Source organism: Actinomadura sp. NEAU-AAG7 (assembly GCF_018603865.1).
Classification (GTDB): domain Bacteria; phylum Actinomycetota; class Actinomycetes; order Streptosporangiales; family Streptosporangiaceae; genus Spirillospora; species Spirillospora litoris.
Map to the genome: position 1 here is coordinate 314,092 of NZ_JAHFZY010000004.1, position 19,646 is coordinate 333,737.

General features: G+C 72.8%; 19 protein-coding genes. 9 read left to right on the top strand and 10 right to left on the bottom strand.

The window, feature by feature from the left end:
• Nucleotides 1–327 precede the first annotated feature (327 nt).
• Entirely contained in the window at nt 328–1,872 is a 1,545-nt protein-coding gene (locus tag KLI87_RS20495; RefSeq protein WP_214618294.1) for an alkaline phosphatase, read from the bottom strand.
• 256 nt (nt 1,873–2,128) lie between these two features.
• Between KLI87_RS20495 and KLI87_RS20500 the strand changes: the two genes are divergently transcribed.
• Complete coding sequence (locus KLI87_RS20500) at nt 2,129–2,512, top strand: cysteine dioxygenase (protein ID WP_250904064.1); 384 nt, start codon at nt 2,129–2,131, stop codon at nt 2,510–2,512.
• Nucleotides 2,513–2,748: 236 nt separating this feature from the next.
• Here the strand turns inward: KLI87_RS20500 and KLI87_RS20505 are convergent, their stop codons facing one another.
• The 4 genes from KLI87_RS20505 to KLI87_RS20515 all read right to left on the bottom strand — a co-directional run bounded on the left by KLI87_RS20505 (nt 2,749) and on the right by KLI87_RS20515 (nt 5,921).
• Nucleotides 2,749–4,089, bottom strand: a complete 1,341-nt coding sequence (locus KLI87_RS20505) for a dicarboxylate/amino acid:cation symporter (RefSeq protein WP_156219628.1) — start codon at nt 4,087–4,089, stop codon at nt 2,749–2,751.
• A 158-nt stretch (nt 4,090–4,247) separates the two neighbouring features.
• The gene (locus tag KLI87_RS41895) at nt 4,248–4,346 is read right to left on the bottom strand and encodes a putative leader peptide (protein WP_374225462.1); all 99 of its coding nucleotides are present in this window, start codon (nt 4,344–4,346) and stop codon (nt 4,248–4,250) included.
• An 80-nt stretch (nt 4,347–4,426) separates the two neighbouring features.
• Nucleotides 4,427–4,654 (bottom strand): hypothetical protein, encoded by a 228-nt coding sequence (locus KLI87_RS20510; RefSeq protein ID WP_214618296.1) that lies wholly within the window; start codon nt 4,652–4,654, stop codon nt 4,427–4,429.
• Nucleotides 4,647–5,921 carry a PspC domain-containing protein gene (locus tag KLI87_RS20515; protein WP_214618297.1) on the bottom strand — a complete coding sequence of 425 codons (1,275 nt, stop codon included), beginning with the start codon at nt 5,919–5,921 and terminating at the stop codon, nt 4,647–4,649. Before KLI87_RS20515 ends, KLI87_RS20510 begins: the two co-directional genes overlap by 8 nt.
• A gap of 144 nt (nt 5,922–6,065) precedes the next feature.
• On the opposite strand from KLI87_RS20515, the gene KLI87_RS20520 reads away from it, so the two are divergent.
• The 3 genes from KLI87_RS20520 (at nt 6,066) to KLI87_RS20530 (ending at nt 8,917) form a co-directional block, all read left to right on the top strand.
• Nucleotides 6,066–7,319, top strand: a complete 1,254-nt coding sequence (locus KLI87_RS20520; RefSeq protein ID WP_156219623.1) for an ATP-binding protein — start codon at nt 6,066–6,068, stop codon at nt 7,317–7,319.
• Nucleotides 7,316–7,957 carry a response regulator transcription factor gene (locus KLI87_RS20525; protein WP_308166087.1) on the top strand — a complete coding sequence of 214 codons (642 nt, stop codon included), beginning with the start codon at nt 7,316–7,318 and terminating at the stop codon, nt 7,955–7,957. Before KLI87_RS20520 ends, KLI87_RS20525 begins: the two co-directional genes overlap by 4 nt.
• 222 nt (nt 7,958–8,179) lie before the next feature.
• Complete coding sequence (locus tag KLI87_RS20530) at nt 8,180–8,917, top strand: DUF4190 domain-containing protein (protein ID WP_214618298.1); 738 nt, start codon at nt 8,180–8,182, stop codon at nt 8,915–8,917.
• A 67-nt stretch (nt 8,918–8,984) separates the two neighbouring features.
• Here KLI87_RS20530 and KLI87_RS20535 read toward each other — a convergent pair whose 3' ends face one another.
• The 3 genes from KLI87_RS20535 to KLI87_RS20545 form a co-directional block, all read right to left on the bottom strand.
• Nucleotides 8,985–10,160: an FAD-dependent monooxygenase gene (locus KLI87_RS20535; protein ID WP_156219619.1), complete on the bottom strand. Its 1,176-nt coding sequence runs from the start codon at nt 10,158–10,160 to the stop codon at nt 8,985–8,987.
• A 118-nt stretch (nt 10,161–10,278) separates the two neighbouring features.
• Entirely contained in the window at nt 10,279–11,169 is an 891-nt protein-coding gene (locus KLI87_RS20540) for a serine hydrolase (RefSeq protein ID WP_173390907.1), read from the bottom strand.
• Nucleotides 11,170–11,351: 182 nt separating this feature from the next.
• Complete coding sequence (locus tag KLI87_RS20545) at nt 11,352–12,032, bottom strand: PIG-L deacetylase family protein (protein ID WP_156219863.1); 681 nt, start codon at nt 12,030–12,032, stop codon at nt 11,352–11,354.
• Between the two features lie 169 nt (nt 12,033–12,201).
• On the opposite strand from KLI87_RS20545, the gene dhaK reads away from it, so the two are divergent.
• The 4 genes from dhaK (at nt 12,202) to pcrA (ending at nt 16,582) form a co-directional block, all read left to right on the top strand.
• Nucleotides 12,202–13,197: a dihydroxyacetone kinase subunit DhaK gene (dhaK, locus tag KLI87_RS20550; RefSeq protein ID WP_156219616.1), complete on the top strand. Its 996-nt coding sequence runs from the start codon at nt 12,202–12,204 to the stop codon at nt 13,195–13,197.
• Nucleotides 13,194–13,826, top strand: coding sequence for a dihydroxyacetone kinase subunit DhaL (dhaL, locus tag KLI87_RS20555; RefSeq protein ID WP_214618299.1), 633 nt, complete (start codon nt 13,194–13,196; stop codon nt 13,824–13,826). Before dhaK ends, dhaL begins: the two co-directional genes overlap by 4 nt.
• A 4-nt stretch (nt 13,827–13,830) precedes the next feature.
• Entirely contained in the window at nt 13,831–14,226 is a 396-nt protein-coding gene (gene dhaM, locus KLI87_RS20560) for a dihydroxyacetone kinase phosphoryl donor subunit DhaM (RefSeq protein ID WP_156219615.1), read from the top strand.
• Nucleotides 14,227–14,320: 94 nt separating this feature from the next.
• Nucleotides 14,321–16,582, top strand: coding sequence for a DNA helicase PcrA (gene pcrA / locus KLI87_RS20565; RefSeq protein WP_214618300.1), 2,262 nt, complete (start codon nt 14,321–14,323; stop codon nt 16,580–16,582).
• Here the strand turns inward: pcrA and KLI87_RS20570 are convergent.
• Nucleotides 16,558–17,577 carry an Lrp/AsnC family transcriptional regulator gene (locus KLI87_RS20570; RefSeq protein ID WP_250904065.1) on the bottom strand — a complete coding sequence of 340 codons (1,020 nt, stop codon included), beginning with the start codon at nt 17,575–17,577 and terminating at the stop codon, nt 16,558–16,560. The two genes, pcrA and KLI87_RS20570, sit on opposite strands and share 25 nt — an antisense overlap.
• A gap of 109 nt (nt 17,578–17,686) precedes the next feature.
• On the opposite strand from KLI87_RS20570, the gene KLI87_RS20575 reads away from it, so the two are divergent.
• Nucleotides 17,687–19,078 (top strand): MFS transporter, encoded by a 1,392-nt coding sequence (locus KLI87_RS20575; RefSeq protein ID WP_214618302.1) that lies wholly within the window; start codon nt 17,687–17,689, stop codon nt 19,076–19,078.
• On the opposite strand, the gene KLI87_RS20580 is transcribed toward KLI87_RS20575, so the two are convergent.
• A complete protein-coding gene (locus KLI87_RS20580; RefSeq protein WP_214618303.1) occupies nt 19,065–19,568 on the bottom strand; it encodes a MaoC family dehydratase in 504 nt (167 codons plus the stop codon). The two genes, KLI87_RS20575 and KLI87_RS20580, sit on opposite strands and share 14 nt — an antisense overlap.
• Between the last annotated feature and the right edge of the window lie 78 nt (nt 19,569–19,646).

Consider the following 19,646-nt stretch of genomic DNA (forward strand, 5'->3'; position numbering starts at 1 on the left):
GCCCGTCCTCGCACGTCCGAGCCCGACAACCCCATGCTCGGACCCGCGCCCGCCCGGCAGAAGTAGAACGTCATTCTGTGGAAAACCCGGGGCGGCGGGGATCCGTAGCCCGACCGAGGTGGCGCACTCGTTCGCGGGGGGTGGACGAGTTAGTGGGGCAGTCGCCCCTGAAACAGGGGTGCGCGCTGAGACGCCGACCGGCGGATGACCTGATCGAGAACGGGCGGGCGGAGACGTCGAGTTCTGGCGCGCCCGGCCGCCCCCCTCGCCCTACAAAATGAAGTCCGCCCCGGAGGAGAACCTCCGGGGCGGACGGGCGCAGAGCGACTACGGGTTCAGGGTCTTCGTGAAAAGGGTCTTGCCGTTCAGGTCGCGCAGACGGACCGTCAGGGCCCGCGAATGCGCGTCGATGTCAACTTCGCCGAAGAACTGGGAGCCTTCGGCCGGAGAAGTGTTGGCGTGAGGCGGAGCCTGGACGAACTTCACCTCCGCGCCGAATGTGCCATCCAAAGCGTTAGGCCCGAATGCGCCCGCGTTCAGAGGGCCCGAGACGAATTCCCAGAAGGGGTCGAAGTCCGAGAAGGCACCCTTGGACGGGTCGTAGTAATGGGCCGCCGTGTAGTGGACGTCGGCGGTCAGCCAGACCATGTTGCGGACGCGGTGCTTCTTCGCGTAGGAGAGCAGGTCGGCGATCTCGCGCTCGCGCCCCAGCGGGGCGCCGTTGTCGCCCTGGGACGCGGATTCCTGCGCGGTTCCGTCCGGGACGACCAGCCCCAGCGGAAGGTCGTTCGCGATGACCTTCCAGGTGGCCTTGGAATGGCGCAGCTCCCGCTTGAGCCAGGCGGCCTGCTCGGCCCCGAGGAGCCCGTCCCTCTGCGTGGGGGAGTTGTTCGCGTCGTTCGGGGACTTGTAGGTGCGCATGTCGAGGACGAAGACGTCCAGCAAGGGCCCGTAGGACAGTTTGCGGTAGAGGCGGCCGGAGCGGGCCGTCTTGACCGGGGTGTACTCGAACATGGCGCGGCGGGCGCGGGCCGCGAGGACGTCCACGCGCTTCTCCGTGTATTGGGGAAGGTCGAGGATCTCGCCGGGGTACCAGTTGTTGAGGGTCTCGTGGTCGTCCCACTGGTAGAGCATCGGGACGCGCGAGTTGAACGCCTGGAAGTTCGCGTCCTGGAGGTTGTAGCGGAACTGCCCCCGGTATTCGGCCAGGGTCTCGGCGACCTTGGTCTTCTCGGGGGTGACGATGTTGCGCCAGGTGCCGCCGTCCGGCAGCTTCACCGTCTCGGTGAGCGGGCCGTCGGAGTAGACGAGGTCGCCGCTGCACAGGAAGAAGTCGGGGTCCAGCGCGTCCATCGCCTTGAAGATGCGGTAGCCGCCGAATTCGGGGTTGATCCCCCAGCCCTGACCGGCGAGGTCGCCGGACCAGACGAAGCGGATGTCCCGCGCGCGGCGCGGCGCGGTGCGGAACCGGCCGCTGACCGGCGCGGACGTGAGGTGCCGGTCCAGGTCGGCGAGCCGCACGCGGTAGTGCACCTCCTCGCCGGAGGGCAGCCCCCGCAGGAACGCCTTGCCCGTGAGGTCGGTGTCGGGGATCAGGACCGGGCCCTTGATGGTTTCCGCCCCGCGGAAGTCGGGGCGGCGGCTCAACTCGACCAGCATGCGGGACGGACGGTCCGCGCGCGCCCAGACGACCGCCTCGCGGGCGGTCACGTCACCGCTCTGCACGCCGTGGGTCAGGCGCGGGCGACCGCCCCGGACCAGGCCGGGCGCACCGGCGCGGGCCAGCGCGGACGCCTGCCCGCCGGCCACCAGGGCGAGGGCCGTCCCGCCGGTTGTGATCAGTCCACCGCGCAGCACGCTTCGACGGTCCATGGGCCACTCCGTTCCGTTGATCTCTGCGCGCATGCTCGCGGTTCGCGACGGCGCGATGGTGGACGGGCGATGAACTCGTGCGATCGACTTGACAACGCTCGGTCACAAGTGTTGCCTTGATGCATGCCAGCGCGAGTCTCTCTGAACGGGCCCGTGGCGCTCCGCCGCGTGGCCAGCGCGCTGTGTCCTTCGTGTCGCTGATCTCCCTCCCAGGACCGGCCCACACCGAAGGACGAACATGGTTCCCGACCTCACCATGCGTGGTCAGGAAGACCCGCACGGACGCACGATCATCACCCGCCCGCCCACCGTCGGGCGGCTCGCGGCACGCGTCCACGACCTCGCGGCACGGCCCGAGACGTGGTGGCGGCTGGCCGCCTTCGGCCCGGTGCCCGTCACCGTCGTGCTGGAGGAGGCCGACGGCGTCCGCGTCTGGCTCACGACCTGGCCGCCCGGCCGCCGCGACGAGGTGCACCACCAGGTCAGCACGCTGGTCGCGGGTGAACTGGCCGAGGTCGTCATCACCCCGGACGGCGTGACCGAACGCCCCCTGCGCGCCAACCGCGTCCGCGTCCACGGCGGCGGAGCCCGCGCCTTCACCAACCCCGGCCCCGCCTACGCCGTCACACTGTGTTCATGAAGTCACGGCCCAAGGCGCTCGCCTGGCGGCTCGCACCTTGACCGCGCCTTTGGCGGGCGCGGCATCGCTTCGCGATCTTCCCGGTGGGGGCTCGCCTTCGGCTTCGCCCCCACCGGTCAGCTACGCGCTCGCGTGACGGTTGAGGTCGTTGCGCGACCCTCCCACGCATAGGACCCGCGCGGCCTCCGGGCCAAAAAAGAGCGCCCCTCCCTTTCGGGAGGGGCGCCTCTGGTGGGTCAGGCCGGGGCCGGTTCGGGGGGCGGCTCGCGGCGGGGGCGCTCGCGGTCGTGGTCGCGGGTCTCGTCGGCGTCGGTCGAGGTGAGTTCGACGGGCTTGGAGTTGAAGATCTCCTCGTTCAGCAGGCCCTCGGACTTCGCCACCAGGACGGGGACGGTGAGCTGGCCGGTGACGTTCAGCGCCGTCCGGGCCATGTCGATGACCTTGTCGATCGCGATGAGGTAGCCGACCGCCTGGAGCGGGAGGCCCACGGTGGTCAGGGTCAGGGTCAGCGCGACCAGGGCCGGGCCGGGGGTGCCGCCGGTGCCGAGCTGGCCGATCACGGCGGCCAGGGCGATCAGGGCGTAGTCGGCGATGCCGAGGCTGACGCCGGTGTACTGGGCGACGAAGACCGCCGCGACCGCCGGGTAGATCGCGCCGCAGCCGTCGAACTTGATCGTCGCACCGAGCGGCTGGGCGAAGTTGGCGTACTCGGGCTGGACGCCGTTGCGCTCGATCGAGACCCGCTGGGCGATCGGCAGCGTCGCGATCGAGGAGGAGGAGACGAAGGCGAACTCGATCGCCGGCCAGGAGTTGCGCAGGAACTTCAGCGGGTTCACCCGGCCGAAGACCTGGAGGAGGATCGGGTAGCCGAGCAGCAGCATGATGGCCACGGCGAGGTAGATCGCGCCGGTGAACTTGGCGAGCGGCTCCAGCGAGCTCGGGCCGTAGGTGGCCACCACCGAGCCGATCAGGAAGAACGACCCGATCGGGGTGAGGCGGACGACCCACCACACGGCCTTCTGCATGACCAGGTAGAGGTCGTCGATGATGCCGGTGATGCGTTCGCCGCGTTCGCCGATCGCGACCAGGGCGGCGCCGAACAGCACCGCGAAGGTCACCACGCCGAGGACGTTGCCGTCGCCCATCGCCTTGATGATGTTGGACGGGAACAGGTTGTGCAGGACCTGCGTCCAGGTGACGGGGTCGGTCTCGGTCGACTCGTTCGCCAGCTTCCCGAGGCCCTTGCCCGGCTTGATGATCAGGGCGACGGCCAGGCCGATGGCGGTGGCGATCGCGGAGGTCACCACGAACCAGCCGAGGGTCTTGCCGGTGAGGCGGGCGACGCTGCCGACGTTGCGCAGCCGCCCGACGCTCACCACGATCGCGGCGAACACCAGCGGGACGACGACGATCTTGAGCAGGCTGACGTAGACGTCGCCGAACGGGTCGAGCCAGTCCTCGGCGGTCGCCTGGCCGTCGTCGGTGAGGTTGTGGATCAGCGCGCCGACGGCCACACCGAGGACGAGGGACAGCACGATCTGCTGCCAGAACTGCCATTTCCAGACACGTAGGTTCATTGAAGGTCTCCAGGCGCGGTCGCCGCGCCGGCCGTGGGCAGGGCGCGGCGGCGAGAGGATGGAAGGGAGAAGAGAGGCGGGAGTCGGACGGGGAGGACGACGGCCTCCCGTTGGCCGGGCCTGACCCGGCCTGGACGGCCGTCAGCGGGGACGGCTGCTCACGCGTGACACAGCACGCTGGCCAGGCGGCACAGGTCGACGTGCAGCCGGGCCACGAGCAGAACGCTCTTCTCGGAGAACTTCACGGGTTGCTTCAACGACGGGGACGGACCGGGGGTTCCCGATCACCATCATGATCTATATCACAATGGTCGGGAATAGGCGATGGCGGCCGTTTTCAGCGGAGGTTTCGGCGGCGTCCCCGGGTGATGATGCGGACGGTGCCGACCAGCGCGAGGCCGATCAGGACGACCGGGATCAGCGTCGCGGCGGGCAGCACGGAGTCGTCGGAGAGCCCGTCGGCGAGGAAGATCCCGGCGAGGGCCAGGAAGAACACGCCGGAGACCGGGCCCGCCGGGTCGAACCGGCGGCGGGTGGGACGGCGGTCCCGGGGGCCGTCAGACACGGGACACCTCCACGTCGCCGATCCTGCCACGGATGCGCAGGATGATCTCCGGCGGGTTCGTGACGGCCGGCCCCTCGGGCTCCAGCACCCGCTTCACCTTGGCGTTCGGGCCGCTGGTGGTGTGGAGTTCGACGCGCAGGTCGCCGAGGCTGATCCGGGCGTCCAGCCGGACGCGGGCGCCGCGCGGGAGCGTGACCCGCAGCTCCCCGAACGTGACACCGGCGTTGATCGTGATGCTCTGGCCGGGGACGACCGGGAGCGCGGTCAGGTCGAGCGTGCCCCGCCCGGCGCCGACCTTGTACTCCTGGTTGGTCTGGCTCGCGTCGGACGGGCGCCACTCCACCTCGCCGTACTTGGCGTGCCGGGGCACCTCGGCGGCGGCGGACGTGGTGAGCAGCGCCAGCGTGAGCACGGTCCCGGCGGTGGCGAGCCCGCGCGTCCGCAGCCAGCCGCCCAGGACCAGGCCGAAGCCGATCACCGCGAGCGCGGGCGCCATGACGATGAGCCAGGAGTCGGGCGCCGGGTAGGTGCGCGCGACGGGGATCATCGCGGCGCCCGCCGCCATCGCGGCCAGCAGCGTGATCGACGCGACCGGTGAGGTGCCCCGCTCCGGCTTCGGCGCGGGAGCGGGCGCGGGCCGGACGGGCGGGGCGTAGGGCGTGTCGTCGACGGACGTGGCCGAGGAGGAGCGGCCGTAGTCGGCCAGGTCGATCATGCCCTCGGGCAGGCCGCCGCCCGTCCCGGACGCGGCGCCCCGGTCCTGCGAGAAGGCGGACGTCTCGGGCGGATGCCCCGCGAACCGCTCTGGGACCGACCGCGCCACCGAGACGAGGTCCACCCCCCGGGCGTGCGAGACCAGCAGCACCAGCCCGAACACCACCACGATCGCGATCGCGTCCGAGGACACGCCGCCGAACAGGCTGCCCGCGACGCCGACGCACAGCAGCGCGCCGAGGATCGTCAGCACGGCCGCGGCGTCGAACCAGCGCCGGAACACCTGCTCGATCGGCGACGACGTGCCGGGAGAGCCCGGCATCAGCAGCGCCGCCACGACGTAGAGGATGATCCCCTGCCCGTGCGCGAGGACGAGGATCCCGAACCCGACCCGGTACACGACCGGGTCGATGCCGGTGTGGCGGCCGAGCCCGGTGCACACCCCGGCCAGCACGCGCCGCTGCGGGTCGCGTGCGAGCCGCAGGTAGCCGAGCTGTCCCGCCGGTCCGGCGGCGTGCGCCCCGCCCGTGGTCTGGTTCTGCTCCTCGCCCATGGTCACCATCGTGGCGTCCGGCCGCTCCGCGCGGTATCCGGGAGGTCCCTGACCCGACCCTGAGCCGGAACCGGGGGAGGGTCCCTGATGCGGGGTGGGAGGTCGGCGTGTGACGATCGGTGACGTGGGGGATCGCGAGGAATCATGGCGGCGGTGAGCGGCGGGGCCGGTTCGGACGGCCGCGGCGCCGATCCGCGCGCCCCGGCGGACCAGACGCCCCCGACCAGGAAGAAGGACGAGCCGCGCCCGAGGCTGGAGCGGGCCGTGCGCGGCCGGCTCGTGGCCGGGGTGTGCCGCGGGCTCGCCGACCACCTCGGCGTGGACGTGCTGATCGTCCGGCTCGCGTTCGTCGCGCTGACGACGGCGAGCGGGCTCGGCGTCGCCGCCTACACCGCGTTCTGGGTGCTGGTCCCGCGCCGGGATCCGGACACCGAGCCGGGGGCCGGCGGCCAGGGCAGGCGCGGCCGCGACTGGGGCAAGCTCCTCGCCTACAGCGCGCTCACGATCGGGCTGGCGGCGCTGCCGCTCGGGGTCGGGATCGTGAAGCTGGCGCTGTGGCCGTTCATCGTCGGCGGCGTCGGCGCGGCGATCCTGTGGCAGCAGGCCGACCGCGACCAGCGGCAGCGCTGGGTGCTGCCGCTGCGCCAGCGGTGGCTGCGCAGCCTGGTCGGCCTGCTGCTGGTCGTCGGCGGCATCGGCGGTGTCGTGGCGCAGAAGGTGGACGCGGGGCAGGCGCGCTCGGTCGTCATCGCCATGCTGATCATCCTCACCGGTGTCGCGGTGATCGTCACGCCGTGGGTGGTGCGGCTCTGGCAGGACCTGGACGCGGAACGGCACGAGCGCATCCGCTCCCAGGAGCGCGCGGAACTCGCCGCGCACATCCACGACTCCGTCCTGCACACGTTGACGCTCATCCAGCGGAACGCGGCCGATCCCCGCGAGGTGCAGCGGCTCGCGCGGTCCCAGGAGCGGACGCTGCGCACGTGGCTCTACCAGCCGCGCGCCGACCCCGACCAGACCTTCGCCGCCGCGATCCGGGAGGCGGCGGGCGAGGTCGAGGACGACCACGGCGTGCCGATCGAGGTCGTCTGCGTCGGCGACACCGTGCTGGACGAGCGGCTCGGCGCGGCGCTGCAGGCCGCGCGGGAGGCGATGGTGAACGCCGCCAAGTACGCGGAGGCGCCGTCGGTGTCGGTCTACGCGGAGGTGGCGGGCGAGGAGATCGCCATCTTCGTCCGCGACCGGGGCAAGGGCTTCGACCTCGACCAGGTCCCGGAGGACAGGATGGGCGTCCGAGGGTCCATCATCGGACGTATGGAGCGCAACGGCGGCAAGGCGACCGTCCGGACCGCGCCGGGCGAGGGCACCGAGGTGCGTTTGGAGATCAGGAGATCGTGAGCGAGGCGTTGAGGCGGGTCGTGCTGGTCGACGACCACCAGATGTTCCGGACCGGTGTGAAGGCGGAGCTGGGCGGCGGCGTGGAGATCGTCGGGGAGGCCGGCGACGTCGACGAGGCGGTCTCGGTGATCAAGGCCGTCCAGCCGGACGTGGTGCTGCTGGACGTGCACCTGCCGGGCGGCGGCGGCATCGAGGTGCTGCGCCGCCTGCACGGGAGCGTCGCGTCCAAGTTCCTCGCCCTGTCGGTGTCGGACGCGGCGGAGGACGTGATCGGCGTCGTCCGGGGCGGCGCCCGGGGCTATGTGACCAAGACGATCTCCGGGGCGGAGCTGACCGACGCGATCGGCCGCGTCGCGGACGGTGACGCGGTGTTCTCGCCCCGGCTCGCGGGCTTCGTGCTGGACGCGTTCGCCGCGACCGACGTCCCCGCCGTCGACCCGGAGCTCGACCAGATCACCCAGCGGGAGCGCGACGTGCTGCGGCTGATCGCCCGCGGCTACGCCTACAAGGAGATCGCCAAGGAGCTGTTCATCTCGGTGAAGACGGTGGAGACGCACGTCAGCAGCGTGCTGCGCAAGCTCCAGCTCTCCAACCGCCACGAGCTGTCACGCTGGGCTGCCGCCCGGCGACTCGTCTGACCTTTTCGCCGTACCGCGTCCACGCTGGTCACGGCGCTCCCCATGCGCGCAACCTGCGCTTATGCGCAACGGTTCGGGCGCGACTGTGAACAAATCGTAATATTCATACTTCGGTCTCAAAGATCACGCGATGCCGGAGATATGGGACAGTCGCTCCCCATGACCTATCCACCTGGACCCGGACAGCCGGGCATCGATCCGCCCCCGCCGTCCCCTTATCCGATGCCGGGCGAGCCGTCCTCCTTCGGCGCGCCCGGCGCCCCCGGCATGCCCGGCGCGGGGCCCGGCTTCGGGCAGCAGCGCAACGACGACAAGACCAACGGCATGGCCATCGCCGCGTTCGTCACCGGCCTGCTCGGCTGCCTCGGCGTGCTCGGCCTCATCCTCGGCCTCATCGCGCGCCGCCAGATCAAGGAGAAGGGCGGCAAGGGCGGCGGGCTCGCCATGGCGGGCATCGTCCTGTCGTGCCTGTGGCTGGTGATCGGCATCGGGGCGGGCATCTACTCCGCCACCAGCGGCGGCTCCGACGACGACGGCAAGGGCGGCGCCAAGCCCAAGATCTCCATCACCAAGCCCAAGGACGTCGCCGCCAAGAAGATGAAGGTCGGCGACTGCATCAACGACAGCAGCGGCGCGTCCACCTCGACGGCCTCGGAGGGCCCGGTGGAGGTGGAGAGCGTCAAGGTCGTGCCGTGCACCGGCCCGCACGACGGCGAGGTGCTCGCCACCTTCAAGCTCGGCGGGCTGTTCCCGAGCGAGCGCGAGATGAGCCAGAAGGCGTCCGCCGGCTGCAAGCGGCTCGTCGCGCCGCGGATGCGTCGCGAGCCCGCCGCCCGCAGCCTCGCGACGTCCTACTACTACCCGACGGCCGAGTCGTGGACGCGCGGCGACCGCGCGGTCACCTGCGTCGCGGTGCACGCGACCGAGGGCAAGAAGCTCACCCGTCCGATCCACCGCTGACGGGCACCACCCGCACGCTGGGCGGCCGGCCCGCCGCCCGGTCCGGGGACGCCTCCCTCAGCGGCCCCTAATAGGACTTGAGCTTGTAGGAGTCGACGATGGCGGCGAGCTCGGCCAGGTCGTAGGGTTCGGGGGACTCGGCGCCTTCCGCGAGCCTGGCGAGCTCCTCGCCCAGGTCCGTCATCCCCCTCTCCCCGAACGCCTGGTTCGCCGTGACGTAGTCGCGCAGCTCGTCCTCGTAGGCGGCGAACGCCCTGACGTGGTCGCCACCGGCGGCCTTCAGCTCGCCGGCCAGCACGTAGGCGCCGACCATGGCCATGCTGGTGCCCTGCCCGGACGCGGGGGACCCGCAGTACCCGGCGTCGCCGACCAGCGCGACCCGCCCCCGCGACCAGGTGTCCAGATGGACCTGCGCCAGCGCGTCGAAGTGGAAGTCGGGCGCGTCCGCCATCGTCTCGACCAGCCGCCGCAGGTCGCCGTCGGCGTCCGCGTACCGGCTCGCGAGCAGCCGCCGCTGCGCGGGCACGTCGCGGTGGTCGTAGTCGATCGGGTCGGGGGACTCGAAGCCCACGTAGGCGCGGATCTCGGTGTCGTCGCGGACGCTCATCATCATCGCGCCGTAGGTGTCGGCGTCCGGCGTGTGGATGACCGTCTGCCAGTGGTCGAGCCCGAAGGTGTTCGGCGCCGTCCACACCCCGAGGTAGCCGCCGAGGTAGCGCAGCGGCGCCGGGTCCTCGAAGGCGAGCCGGCGCGTGTTGGAGCGCAGCCCGTCCGCGCCGACGACCAGGTCGAACGTGCGGGCCGTCCCGCCGTCGAAGACGACGCGCACCCCGGCGCCGTCCTGGTCGAGGGTCGCGATCGAGTCGCCGAAGAGGTACTCGACCCGGTCGCCGGACGCGGCGGACAGCAGGGCGGCCAGGTCGTCCCGCAGGATCTCGACGTCGGGGCTGTCGAGGTCGCCTCCGCTGAAGGTGCGCTCGTCCGTCCGGTAGAGCTCCTTCCCTGACGTGTCGACCACCGACATCCCGCGCAGCGCGGTGCTCCGCCGCCGCAGGCCGTCGAGCACCCCCATCCGCTCGGCGACGTCGAGCGCGGGACCGCGCACGTCGATCGCCTGCCCGCCCGGCCTCGGGCCGGGCGACAGCTCCACCACCGTGACCTCGAAACCGTGCCGGTCGAGCCAGTACGCCGTGGCCGTCCCGGCGATGCTCGCGCCGGAGACCAGTACCGTCGTGTTCCGCATCAGGCACCCCTCATCTCGTCGTGCCTGAAGGGTCGCCGCCCGTGCTGAGAACGCGCTGACGCCGCGGTTACGGGGGCGCCCGCCCCTGACACCACGCTGATATCCCGAGCTGAGCGGCTCAGCGCCGCATCGCGGACACCACGAGATCGGCGACGTGCTCGACCGTGTCCACGCCCGACTCCATGGTCGGGTTCTCGCGGCTGCACACCGCGACGAGGAAGTCGTGGTCCGGCCCGGTGATGCGGCCGATGCTGTTGACCGACCAGCCGTGCCCCTGCTCGTGGACGGGCGTCCAGCCGTTCTTCAGCGCCACCCGCTCGCCTGGCCGCGCCGCCGCGCTCACCCCCCACGCCTGCTCGCGGATGACCGAGCCCATCAGGCCCAGCACGTATCCGCGTCCGGCCGCGCCGAGCGGGCTGCCGGGGGAGGCCAGCGTCGTGAGCAGGCGGACCTGGTCGGCCGGGCTGGTGAGGGAGGAGCCCCACGACGACCGGAACGGCGTGGTCTGCGTCAGCCCGATGAGCTTGTTCGACCTGCCGATGCCCGAGCGGTCCCCCGACATCGCGTACAGGGCGTCGGCGGCGTTGTTGTCGCTCTCCCTGATCATCTGCCCGGCCAGGTCGCGCTCCCGCGCCGACAGGCTCCGGCGCCGCTGCTGCCGCTGCATCAGCAGCCCGGTCAGGATGTCGACCTTCATGATGCTGGCGGACACGAACCGGCCGCTCTCGTTCTCCCCGAACGCGCGCCCGGTGCGCAGGTCGGTCGCCATCACGCCCGCCTCGCCCGGACGCGTCGCCGCGTAGGCGCGCACGCTCCGGCGCAGCGCGGCGGTGTCGAGCGGCGGCCGCGCCGCCACGGCGCCCGCGGCGCGTCCGAGGGGCGCGGTGGCCCCGGCCTGGACGCCCTTCTCGCGCTCCGGCCCGTCCGAGACGACCCAGACGGTGAGCCCGGCCCCGGCGGTGAGCGCCGCGCCCGCCGCGACGACGGGCATGATGAGCTGGCGTCGCATCGATCCCCCGATTCGCGCGACGGCGGCGGCCCCCCGAGCCGCCATGATCACTGGCGGCCCTACCCGGGGTCGCGGAACGCTCACCTTGCGGCGTTACACCCGTACGGATCCTTTGTCGTCCATTACCGGCTTGCGGGAATCCGACCGCCCAATCCGGAAGCTGCGCCGCGGGGGCGAGCGCGTCAGGCCGTTTCGACGACCTGGAAGGACTCGGCGAGCCGCCCCTCCGGGAGGCCCGCCGCCGCTGCCTGCGCGCCCAACCAGCCGCGCAGCATCTTCTGGAGCTCGTCGCCCATGTGGGCGGTCTGGCTGGCGTGCGCCCGCAGCGCGTTCATCTTGCGGTCGAACTGGTCGGTGATGTCGACATGGTGGTTCACCGACGAGCCGCCCGAGAGCCACACCTCGCGCACCGTCCAGGCTTCCAGGCCCTCGGCGCGCAGTTCGGGGAAGGCGTAGGGGTTGCGCGCGTCGGGGTAGACGGCGTCCAGCGCGGCCGAGCCGACCGCCCGGTGGTCGGGGTGGCTCGGGTAGATCCGCTCGTAGTTGCGCTCCGGCGTCGGTATGACCACCCGGTCGGGACGGACCTGCCGGATCACCCGGGCGATGTCGCGGCGCAGGTCGAGCGTGGCCTCGACCCGGCCGTCGGGGTAGCCGAGGAACCGGACGTCGCCGACGCCGACGCACTTGGCCGCCGCGCGCTGCTCCTCGCGCCGCAGCGCCGCCATCTCCGGACGGGTGAGCCCGTCGTCGAACCCGCCCGCGTCGCCGTCGGTGACCATGAGGTAGACCACCTCGATGCCCCGGTCGGTCCAGTTCGCCACCGATCCCGCCACGCCGAAGTCGACGTCGTCGGGATGCGCCATCACGGCGAGGATCCGCTGCACCTCGCCGTCGTCCAGAACGTTGGTCACGGCTTCAAGCCTATGCGGCGATCAAGGTTCTCGCCCCCGCCATCGTGCGCTCGCACGGCGGTTCCGGCGCTGATCGCGATTGGGCCTGGGACGCGGCGCGCTGCCGGGGTAGAGCTGAGACATGCGCAAACTCATCAACGCCCCGGCGGACGTCGTCTCCGACGCGCTGCGCGGCCTCGCCGCGGCCCACCCCTCGCTGCGGGTCGACGCGGCGAGCGGGACGGTGCGCCGGGCCGACGCGCCGCGGCCGGGGAAGGTCGGCCTGGTGTCGGGCGGCGGCTCGGGCCACGAGCCGCTGCACGCCGGGTTCGTCGGCCACGGCATGCTGGACGCGGCGTGCGCGGGCGAGGTGTTCACCTCCCCGGTGCCCGACCAGATCATCGCCGCGACCATGGCGGTGCACGGCGGCGCGGGCGTCCTGCTGGTCGTGAAGAACTACACCGGCGACATCCTGAACTTCCGCATGGCGGCCGAGCTGGCCGAGGACGAGGACATCGAGGTCGCCACCGTCGTGGTCGACGACGACGTCGCCGTCGAGGACTCCACCTTCACCGCCGGGCGGCGCGGCACCGGCGCGACGCTGTTCGTGGAGAAGATCGCGGGCGCGCTCGCCGAGGAGGGCGCGGACCTCGGCGCGGTCGCGGCCGCGGCGCGCGAGGTGAACGAGCGCAGCCGGTCGTTCGGCGTCGCGCTGTCGCCGTGCACGGTGCCCGCCTCCGGGGAGCCCACCTTCGAGCTGGGCCCCGACGAGATGGAGCTCGGTATCGGCATCCACGGCGAGCCCGGCCGCGAGCGGGTCAAGGCGGGCACGGCCGCCGAGATCGTCGACGCCTCGCTCAGCGCCATCGACGCCGACATGCCGGTCGCGGGCGCCGAGCTGCTCGTGCTGGTGAACGGGATGGGCGGGACGCCGCTGATCGAGCAGTACGTCGCCTACGCGGAGGCGGCGCGGTGGCTGGAGGGGCACGGCGCGAGCGTCGTCCGCCCGCTGGTCGGGCCGTTCGTCACGAGCCTGGAGATGGCGGGCTGCATGGTCAGCGTGTGCCGGCTGACCCCCGAGCTGACCCGGCTGTGGGACGCGCCCGTGCAGACCCCGGCGCTGCGGTGGGGCCGGTGAACGCCGCCGGCCTCGCGGCCTGGATCCGGCACGCCGCGCACCTCGTCTCCGCCGACGCCGAGCACCTCACCCGGCTGGACGCGGCCGTCGGCGACGGCGACCACGGCCTCAACCTCGACCGGGGGTTCGGCGCCGCCGCCGAGGCGGTCGGGGCGCTGTCCGACGACGCGACGCCCGGGAAGGTGGTCCTCACGGCGGGCCGCGCGATCGTGTCCAAGACCGGCGGCGCGTCCGGGCCCCTGTACGGCACGGCGCTGCGCCGCGCGGGCAAGGCCCTCGGCGACCGGACGGACGTCGACGCCGCCGCGCTCGGGGCCGCGCTCGCCGCCGCCCTGGAAGGGGTCCAGGAACTCGGCAAGGCCGCCGAGGGAGACAAGACCATGGTGGACGCCCTGATCCCGGCCGTCTCCGCATACGAGGGCGCGCTGGCGGGCGGCGCCGACCTCGCGTCCTGCGTGCGCGCCGCCGCCGACGGCGCGGCGAAGGGGGCCGAGGCGACCGTCCCGCTCCGGGCGCGCAAGGGGCGCGCCAGCTACCTGGGCGAACGCAGCGAGGGGCACATGGACCCGGGCGCCGCGTCCACCGCGCTCGTCCTGCGGGCGCTGGCCGACGTCACCGTGGAGGGATGACCGCATGGTCGGAATCGTGCTGATCTCGCACAGCCCCGCGCTCGCCGAGGGCGCCGCCGAACTCGCCCGCGCGATGGGCGTCGGCAAGGCCGTCGTCGAGCCCGCCGGAGGCGACGTGGACGGCGGCCTCGGCACCAGCATCGAGCTGGTCGAGCACGCGGTCGCGCGGGCCGACGCCGGCGACGGCGTGCTGCTGCTGGCCGACCTCGGCAGCTCCGTGCTCACCGCGCGGACCTTCATCGAGGACGCCGAGGACGCGGGCGACGTCGCCGTGCTGCTCGCCGACGCGCCCCTGGTCGAGGGGGCGGTGGCCGCCGCGTCGATGGCCGCGACCGGCGCCGGCCTCGCCGCCGTCCGCGACGCCGCCGAGGCCGCCCGCGACCACCGCAAGCTGCGCTGAACCGCGCCGGTCACCCCGGGCGACCCGCTGGGAAACGCGCTGGTACCGCCGAGGGCGCCGAAAACGTCCGCGCCGCGCCGTACACTCGCACGTGATGTCGAAGACCGAATCCCATCCCCTGCTCGACGGCCTCAACCCGCAGCAGCGCGCCGCCGTCGTGCACTCCGGCGGCCCCCTGCTGATCGTCGCGGGCGCCGGTTCGGGCAAGACCCGCGTGCTCACCCACCGCATCGCCCACCTGCTGGGCGAGCGGGACGTCCACCCCGGGCAGATCCTGGCGATCACGTTCACCAACAAGGCCGCGGCCGAGATGAAGGAGCGCGTGGACGCCCTCGTCGGCCCGCGCTCGCGCGCCATGTGGGTGATGACGTTCCACTCCGCCTGCGTCCGGATCCTGCGCCGCGAGGCCAAGCGGCTCGGCTTCCCGACGAGCTTCTCGATCTACGACCAGGCCGACGCGAACCGCCTGATGGCGCTGGTCTGCCGCGAGCTCGACCTCGACCCCAAGCGGTATCCGCCGAAGTCGTTCAGCGCCCAGGTCTCCAACCTGAAGAACGAGCTGATCGACTACGAGACGTTCAAGAACCGCGCGTCCACCCACATGGAGCAGACGCTCGCCGAGGCCTACGAGATGTACCAGGCGCGCCTCCAGCAGGCCGGCGCCATGGACTTCGACGACCTGATCATGATGACGGTCAACCTGCTCCAGGTGTTCCCCGAGGCCGCCGAGCACTACCGGCGCCGCTTCCGGCACGTGCTCGTCGACGAGTACCAGGACACCAACCACGCGCAGTACGAGCTGGTTCGCGAGCTGACCGCGCCCATCGAGGGGATCGGGGCGGCGGAGCTGTGCGTGGTCGGGGACGCCGACCAGTCGATCTACGCGTTCCGGGGCGCGACGATCCGCAACATCCTGGAGTTCGAGCGCGACTACCCCGAGGCCACCACGATCCTGCTGGAGCAGAACTACCGCTCGACGCAGACGATCCTGTCGGCGGCCAACGCGGTCATCGAGCGCAACGCCGACCGCAAGCCCAAGAAGCTCTGGTCCGACCAGGGCGCGGGCCACAAGATCACCGGCTATGTGGCCGACAACGAGCACGACGAGGCCGCGTTCGTCGCCCACGAGGTCGACAAGCTCACCGACGCCGGTGACGCGCGGCCCGGCGACGTCGCCGTCTTCTACCGCACCAACGCGCAGTCCCGTGTCTTCGAAGAGGTGTTCATCCGCGTCGGCCTGCCCTACAAGGTCGTCGGCGGCGTCCGCTTCTACGAGCGCAAGGAGATCCGCGACCTCCTCGCCTACCTGCGCGTCCTCGCCAACCCCGAGGACACGGTGTCGCTGCGCCGCGTCCTGAACGTGCCCAAGCGCGGCATCGGCGACCGCGCCGAGGCGTGCGTGGAGGCGCACGCGTCCCGCGAGCGCGTCTCGTTCTGGCAGGCCCTCCGCCGCCCCGAGGACGTGCCCGGCATGGCGACGCGCTCGATCAACTCCGTCCGCGAGTTCGTCGCGCTGCTGGACGAGCTGCGCGAGGCCGCCGAGACCGCGACCCCGGCCGACCTGATCGGCCGGATCCTGCACAGGAGCGGCTACCTCGCCGAACTCCAGAACTCCAAGGACCCGCAGGACGAGACCCGCGTCGAGAACCTCCAGGAGCTGGAGGCCGTCGCCCGCGAGTTCGAGGAGCGCCTCGACGGCGAGTCCGCCGAGGGCCGGCTGCCCGACTTCCTGGAGCAGGTCGCGCTCGTCGCCGACGCCGACTCCATCCCCGGCGGCGCCAAGGGCGGCCCCGTCCCGCCCGGCGAGCAGCCCGAGGAGAGCGACCAGGGCGTCGTCACGCTCATGACCCTGCACACGGCGAAGGGCCTGGAGTTCCCCGTCGTCTTCCTCACCGGCATGGAGGACGGCGTCTTCCCGCACCTGCGGGCCATGAGCAACCCCAAGGAGCTCGAAGAGGAGCGCCGCCTCGCCTACGTGGGCATCACCCGCGCCAGGCAGCGCCTCTACCTCTCCCGCGCCGCGATGCGCAGCTCGTGGGGCGCGCCGCAGGTGAACCCGGCGTCCCGCTTCCTCGGCGAGGTCCCGAACACGCTGGTCGAGTGGGAGCGCGAGGCGTCCTCCACCTCGTCCCCGGCGATGTCGCGGATGGCGGCCCGCCCCGGGGCGCGGTCCCCGGGCAACCGCGACGTCCCGTCCCTGTCGGCGGGCGACAAGGTCACCCACGACTCGTTCGGCCTCGGCACCGTCGTGTCGGTGGACGGCGCGGGGGAGAAGGCCGCCGCCAGCGTCGACTTCGGGGGCGAGTACGGCGTCAAGCGGCTCGTCCTGCGCTACGCGCCGGTGGAGAAGCTCTGACGCGGTGAGCCCGCGGGGCCGGGTAGCGGGCCGGAGCGCTTCAGCGTGCGCAGCACCGGCGCGGTCTCCAGCGACCGGATCCCCTCCAGGGGGCCGAGCCGCCGCGTGAGGTAGCGGTGCAGGTCCGCGTACCCGGAGCAGAGGGCCTGGGCGACGAGGTTGGTGGGGCCGGTCGTCGTCGCGACGACGGCCATCTCCTCGTGCCCGGCGAGGGCCGCGGCGACCCCGTCCAGCCGCGCCGGGACGACCGACATCCACAGCAGCGCCTGCGTCCGCGCGCCGAGCAGCCGCGACTCGACCTCCACGTCGAAGAAGACCGACCCGCGGGCGCGGAGGGCGGCCAGCCGGCGCGCGGCGGTGGCCCGCGACCAGCCGGTGGCCTCGGCGAGGTCGGCGAGCCCGGCGCGTCCGTCCCGGCCGAGGACGTCGAGGAGGGCCTGGTCGGCGGGGGACGGCGGCCGGTCGTCGGAGGCGTCGGAGGCGTGGGAGGCGTGGAGGGACGGCCTGAGCCGCTCCCGCTGCCGCTCGTCGAGGGCCCGGGTGATGCCGCGCCAGGCGGTGGGCCCGCCGAGGTAGGTGTGCAGCAGCGCGTGCGCGGACACGCCGGTGATGCCGGCGCGGCGGGGGACGTCGCGCAGCAGCATCGCGTGCGCGGGCTCCGCGTCGTCCGGCATGTGGACGATCGCGAAGACCTCCGTCCCGCCGGACGTCAGCTTCACCCACGACGTGTCGGGGCGGCGCGCGAGCGAGTGGGCGAGGGCCTGCGTCGCGGACGGTACGCACGTCAGCCGGACCATCCACGGCGTCCCCTCCCCGCCGTGCCGGTTCAGCAGCCCGACCACGCGGAGGCCGGCCTCGGCCCGCAGCCGCCGGTAGCGGCGCGCGACCGTCTGCGTGGACACCTCCAGGACCTCGCCGATCCGGCTGAACGGGGCGCGCCCGTCGATGTGGAGCGCGTGGATGATGCCGCGGTCCACGGCGTCCAATCTGGTCATATCTCTCACTGCAACCTTGGATACGGAAGTTCAGATCAGGATTCGGCCTCTGGATGGATGTGCTCGGCCTCGGTGCCCAGGCTAGGTGACCTGGCCAAAGGGGGTAGAGATGCGGGTCGAGGAGAAGGCGCCTGCGCGGGCGTACAGGTGGCGGTGGGCGGCGCTGGCGACGCTGCTCGCGGCCGAGGCGATGAACCTGCTGGACGCCACGATCGTGCAGGTCGCGGCGCCGGTGATGCACCGCGACCTCGGCGGCGCGCGATCGGGGATCCAGTGGTTCAGCGCCGCCTACACGCTGCCGTTCGCCGTCCTGCTGATCACCGGCGGGCGGCTCGGCGACCGGTGCGGGCGCAGGCGCGTGTTCACCGCCGGCGTCGCCGGGTTCGCGCTGGCGTCGCTGTGCTGCGCGCTCGCCCCGGGCGCGGGGACGCTGATCGCGGCGCGGGCCGTGCAGGGCGCCGCCGCCGCGATGGTCATCCCGCAGACGCTCGGGTTGATCCGCGCGATGTTCGACGGGCCCGAGATGGCGCGGGCGCTGGGCTCGATCGGGCCGGTCATGGGGCTGTCGGCGGTCTGCGGCCCGGTGCTCGGGGCCTTCCTCACTGATGCGGTGTCATGGCGGGCGGCGTTCCTGGTGAACATCCCACCGGCGCTCGCCGTGCTCGGGACGGTGCCGCTGCTCCGGGAGGACCGGGCGGCCCGTCCGCCGCGCATGGATCCCACGGGCACCGCGCTGGCGATCCTCGGCACCGGGCTGGTCGTCTACCCGCTGATCCAGGGCGACACGGCGGGCTGGCCGCCGTGGACCTGGGCGGCGATGGCCGGGGGACTCGCCGTCCTGGTCCTGTTCGGGTTGCACCAGCTCCACACCGCGCGGCGCGGACGCGACCCGCTGGTCGAGCCGAGCCTGTTCCGCGACCGGGGCTTCCCGGCCGCGCTGGCGACCTCCACGCTGTTCTTCGCGGCGGTGAACGGGCTGATGGTGGTCATCGTCCTGCAGATCCAGCTCGGCCTCGGACGCGGCGTCCTCAGCGCCGGGCTGACGCTGCTGCCCTGGTCGTGCGCGCTGGCTGCCTCCTCCTGGTTCGCCGGGACGACCCTCGTCCCCCGCTACGGCCGGCGCGTCATGTTCGCGGGGCTCGGCTGCCTGCTCGCCGGGCTCCTCGCCGCGATCGCCGTCTACCGCGCGGCGGAGCCCGGCTCCTACCCGTGGCCGCTGCTCGCCGCGCTGGCCGCGGCGGGGGCGGGCAACGGGCTGTTCACGGTCCCGTTCTTCACCGCCGCGCTGGCGCGCGTCCGCCCGCACGAGACGGGGTCGGCCGCCGGGCTGCTCAACGCCGTCCAGCAGTTCGGCGGGACGCTGGGGATCGCGCTGCTCGGCACCGCCTTCTTCCACGGCCTGCCCGGGGCCGGTGCGCTGGCCGCCGTTCAGGCCGCCTTCTGGATCGCCGTCGCCCTCCTCGCGGCCGGCACGGCGACCGCCGCCCTCATGCGCCGCTGACCGCGGGGCGGCGGCCCACGAGGTTCATCGGGAGCACGCTCAGCACGATCTGGTCGTCCTGGTTGAGGAGCTCGACCCGGGTGCGGACGAGGCCGCGGTCGGGCTTGGACCGGGACGGGCGCGCCTCGATGATGGCCACCCGCATGCGCAGCTCGTCGCCCGGACGGACGGGGGCGGGCCAGCGCAGCTCGTCCACCCCGGGCGAGGCGAGGCTGGCGACGCTCGACAGGAAGTGCTCCGCGAACAGCCGCATCATGATCGAGCCGGTGTGCCAGCCGCTGGCGATGATCCCCTGGAACGGGCCCGTCTCGGCGAATCCGGTGTCGATGTGGATGGGCTGCGGGTCGAACCGGCGGGCGAACTCCAGGATGTCCGATTCGTCCACGTGGACGTGCCCGTACTCATAGGCCGCGCCGGCCTCATAGTCCTCGAAGTAGCGGTCCCCGGGAGGCGCCGCGAAGTCGTCCCCGAGCGCACGAGTGATCGTCATGCGACCCAGCATGGCCGAGCGGCGCGGGCGAGGGGGAATCCCCTCCCGGTCCGTCGCGCAAGGTGACATCGTGGTCGC

What these genes read in the sequence shown, in the direction of transcription:
- KLI87_RS20495 (WP_214618294.1), bottom strand. Translation starts at nt 1,872, where the DNA reads ATGGACCGTCGAAGCGTGCTGCGCGGTGGACTGATCACAACCGGCGGG.
- KLI87_RS20500 (WP_250904064.1), top strand. Translation starts at nt 2,129, where the DNA reads ATGCGTGGTCAGGAAGACCCGCACGGACGCACGATCATCACCCGCCCG.
- KLI87_RS20505 (WP_156219628.1), bottom strand. Translation starts at nt 4,089, where the DNA reads ATGAACCTACGTGTCTGGAAATGGCAGTTCTGGCAGCAGATCGTGCTG.
- KLI87_RS20515 (WP_214618297.1), bottom strand. Translation starts at nt 5,921, where the DNA reads ATGGGCGAGGAGCAGAACCAGACCACGGGCGGGGCGCACGCCGCCGGA.
- KLI87_RS20520 (WP_156219623.1), top strand. Translation starts at nt 6,066, where the DNA reads ATGGCGGCGGTGAGCGGCGGGGCCGGTTCGGACGGCCGCGGCGCCGAT.
- KLI87_RS20530 (WP_214618298.1), top strand. Translation starts at nt 8,180, where the DNA reads ATGCCGGGCGAGCCGTCCTCCTTCGGCGCGCCCGGCGCCCCCGGCATG.
- KLI87_RS20535 (WP_156219619.1), bottom strand. Translation starts at nt 10,160, where the DNA reads ATGCGGAACACGACGGTACTGGTCTCCGGCGCGAGCATCGCCGGGACG.
- KLI87_RS20540 (WP_173390907.1), bottom strand. Translation starts at nt 11,169, where the DNA reads ATGCGACGCCAGCTCATCATGCCCGTCGTCGCGGCGGGCGCGGCGCTC.
- KLI87_RS20545 (WP_156219863.1), bottom strand. Translation starts at nt 12,032, where the DNA reads ATGGCGCATCCCGACGACGTCGACTTCGGCGTGGCGGGATCGGTGGCG.
- dhaK (WP_156219616.1), top strand. Translation starts at nt 12,202, where the DNA reads ATGCGCAAACTCATCAACGCCCCGGCGGACGTCGTCTCCGACGCGCTG.
- dhaM (WP_156219615.1), top strand. Translation starts at nt 13,831, where the DNA reads ATGGTCGGAATCGTGCTGATCTCGCACAGCCCCGCGCTCGCCGAGGGC.
- pcrA (WP_214618300.1), top strand. Translation starts at nt 14,321, where the DNA reads ATGTCGAAGACCGAATCCCATCCCCTGCTCGACGGCCTCAACCCGCAG.
- KLI87_RS20570 (WP_250904065.1), bottom strand. Translation starts at nt 17,577, where the DNA reads ATGACCAGATTGGACGCCGTGGACCGCGGCATCATCCACGCGCTCCAC.
- KLI87_RS20575 (WP_214618302.1), top strand. Translation starts at nt 17,687, where the DNA reads ATGCGGGTCGAGGAGAAGGCGCCTGCGCGGGCGTACAGGTGGCGGTGG.
- KLI87_RS20580 (WP_214618303.1), bottom strand. Translation starts at nt 19,568, where the DNA reads ATGACGATCACTCGTGCGCTCGGGGACGACTTCGCGGCGCCTCCCGGG.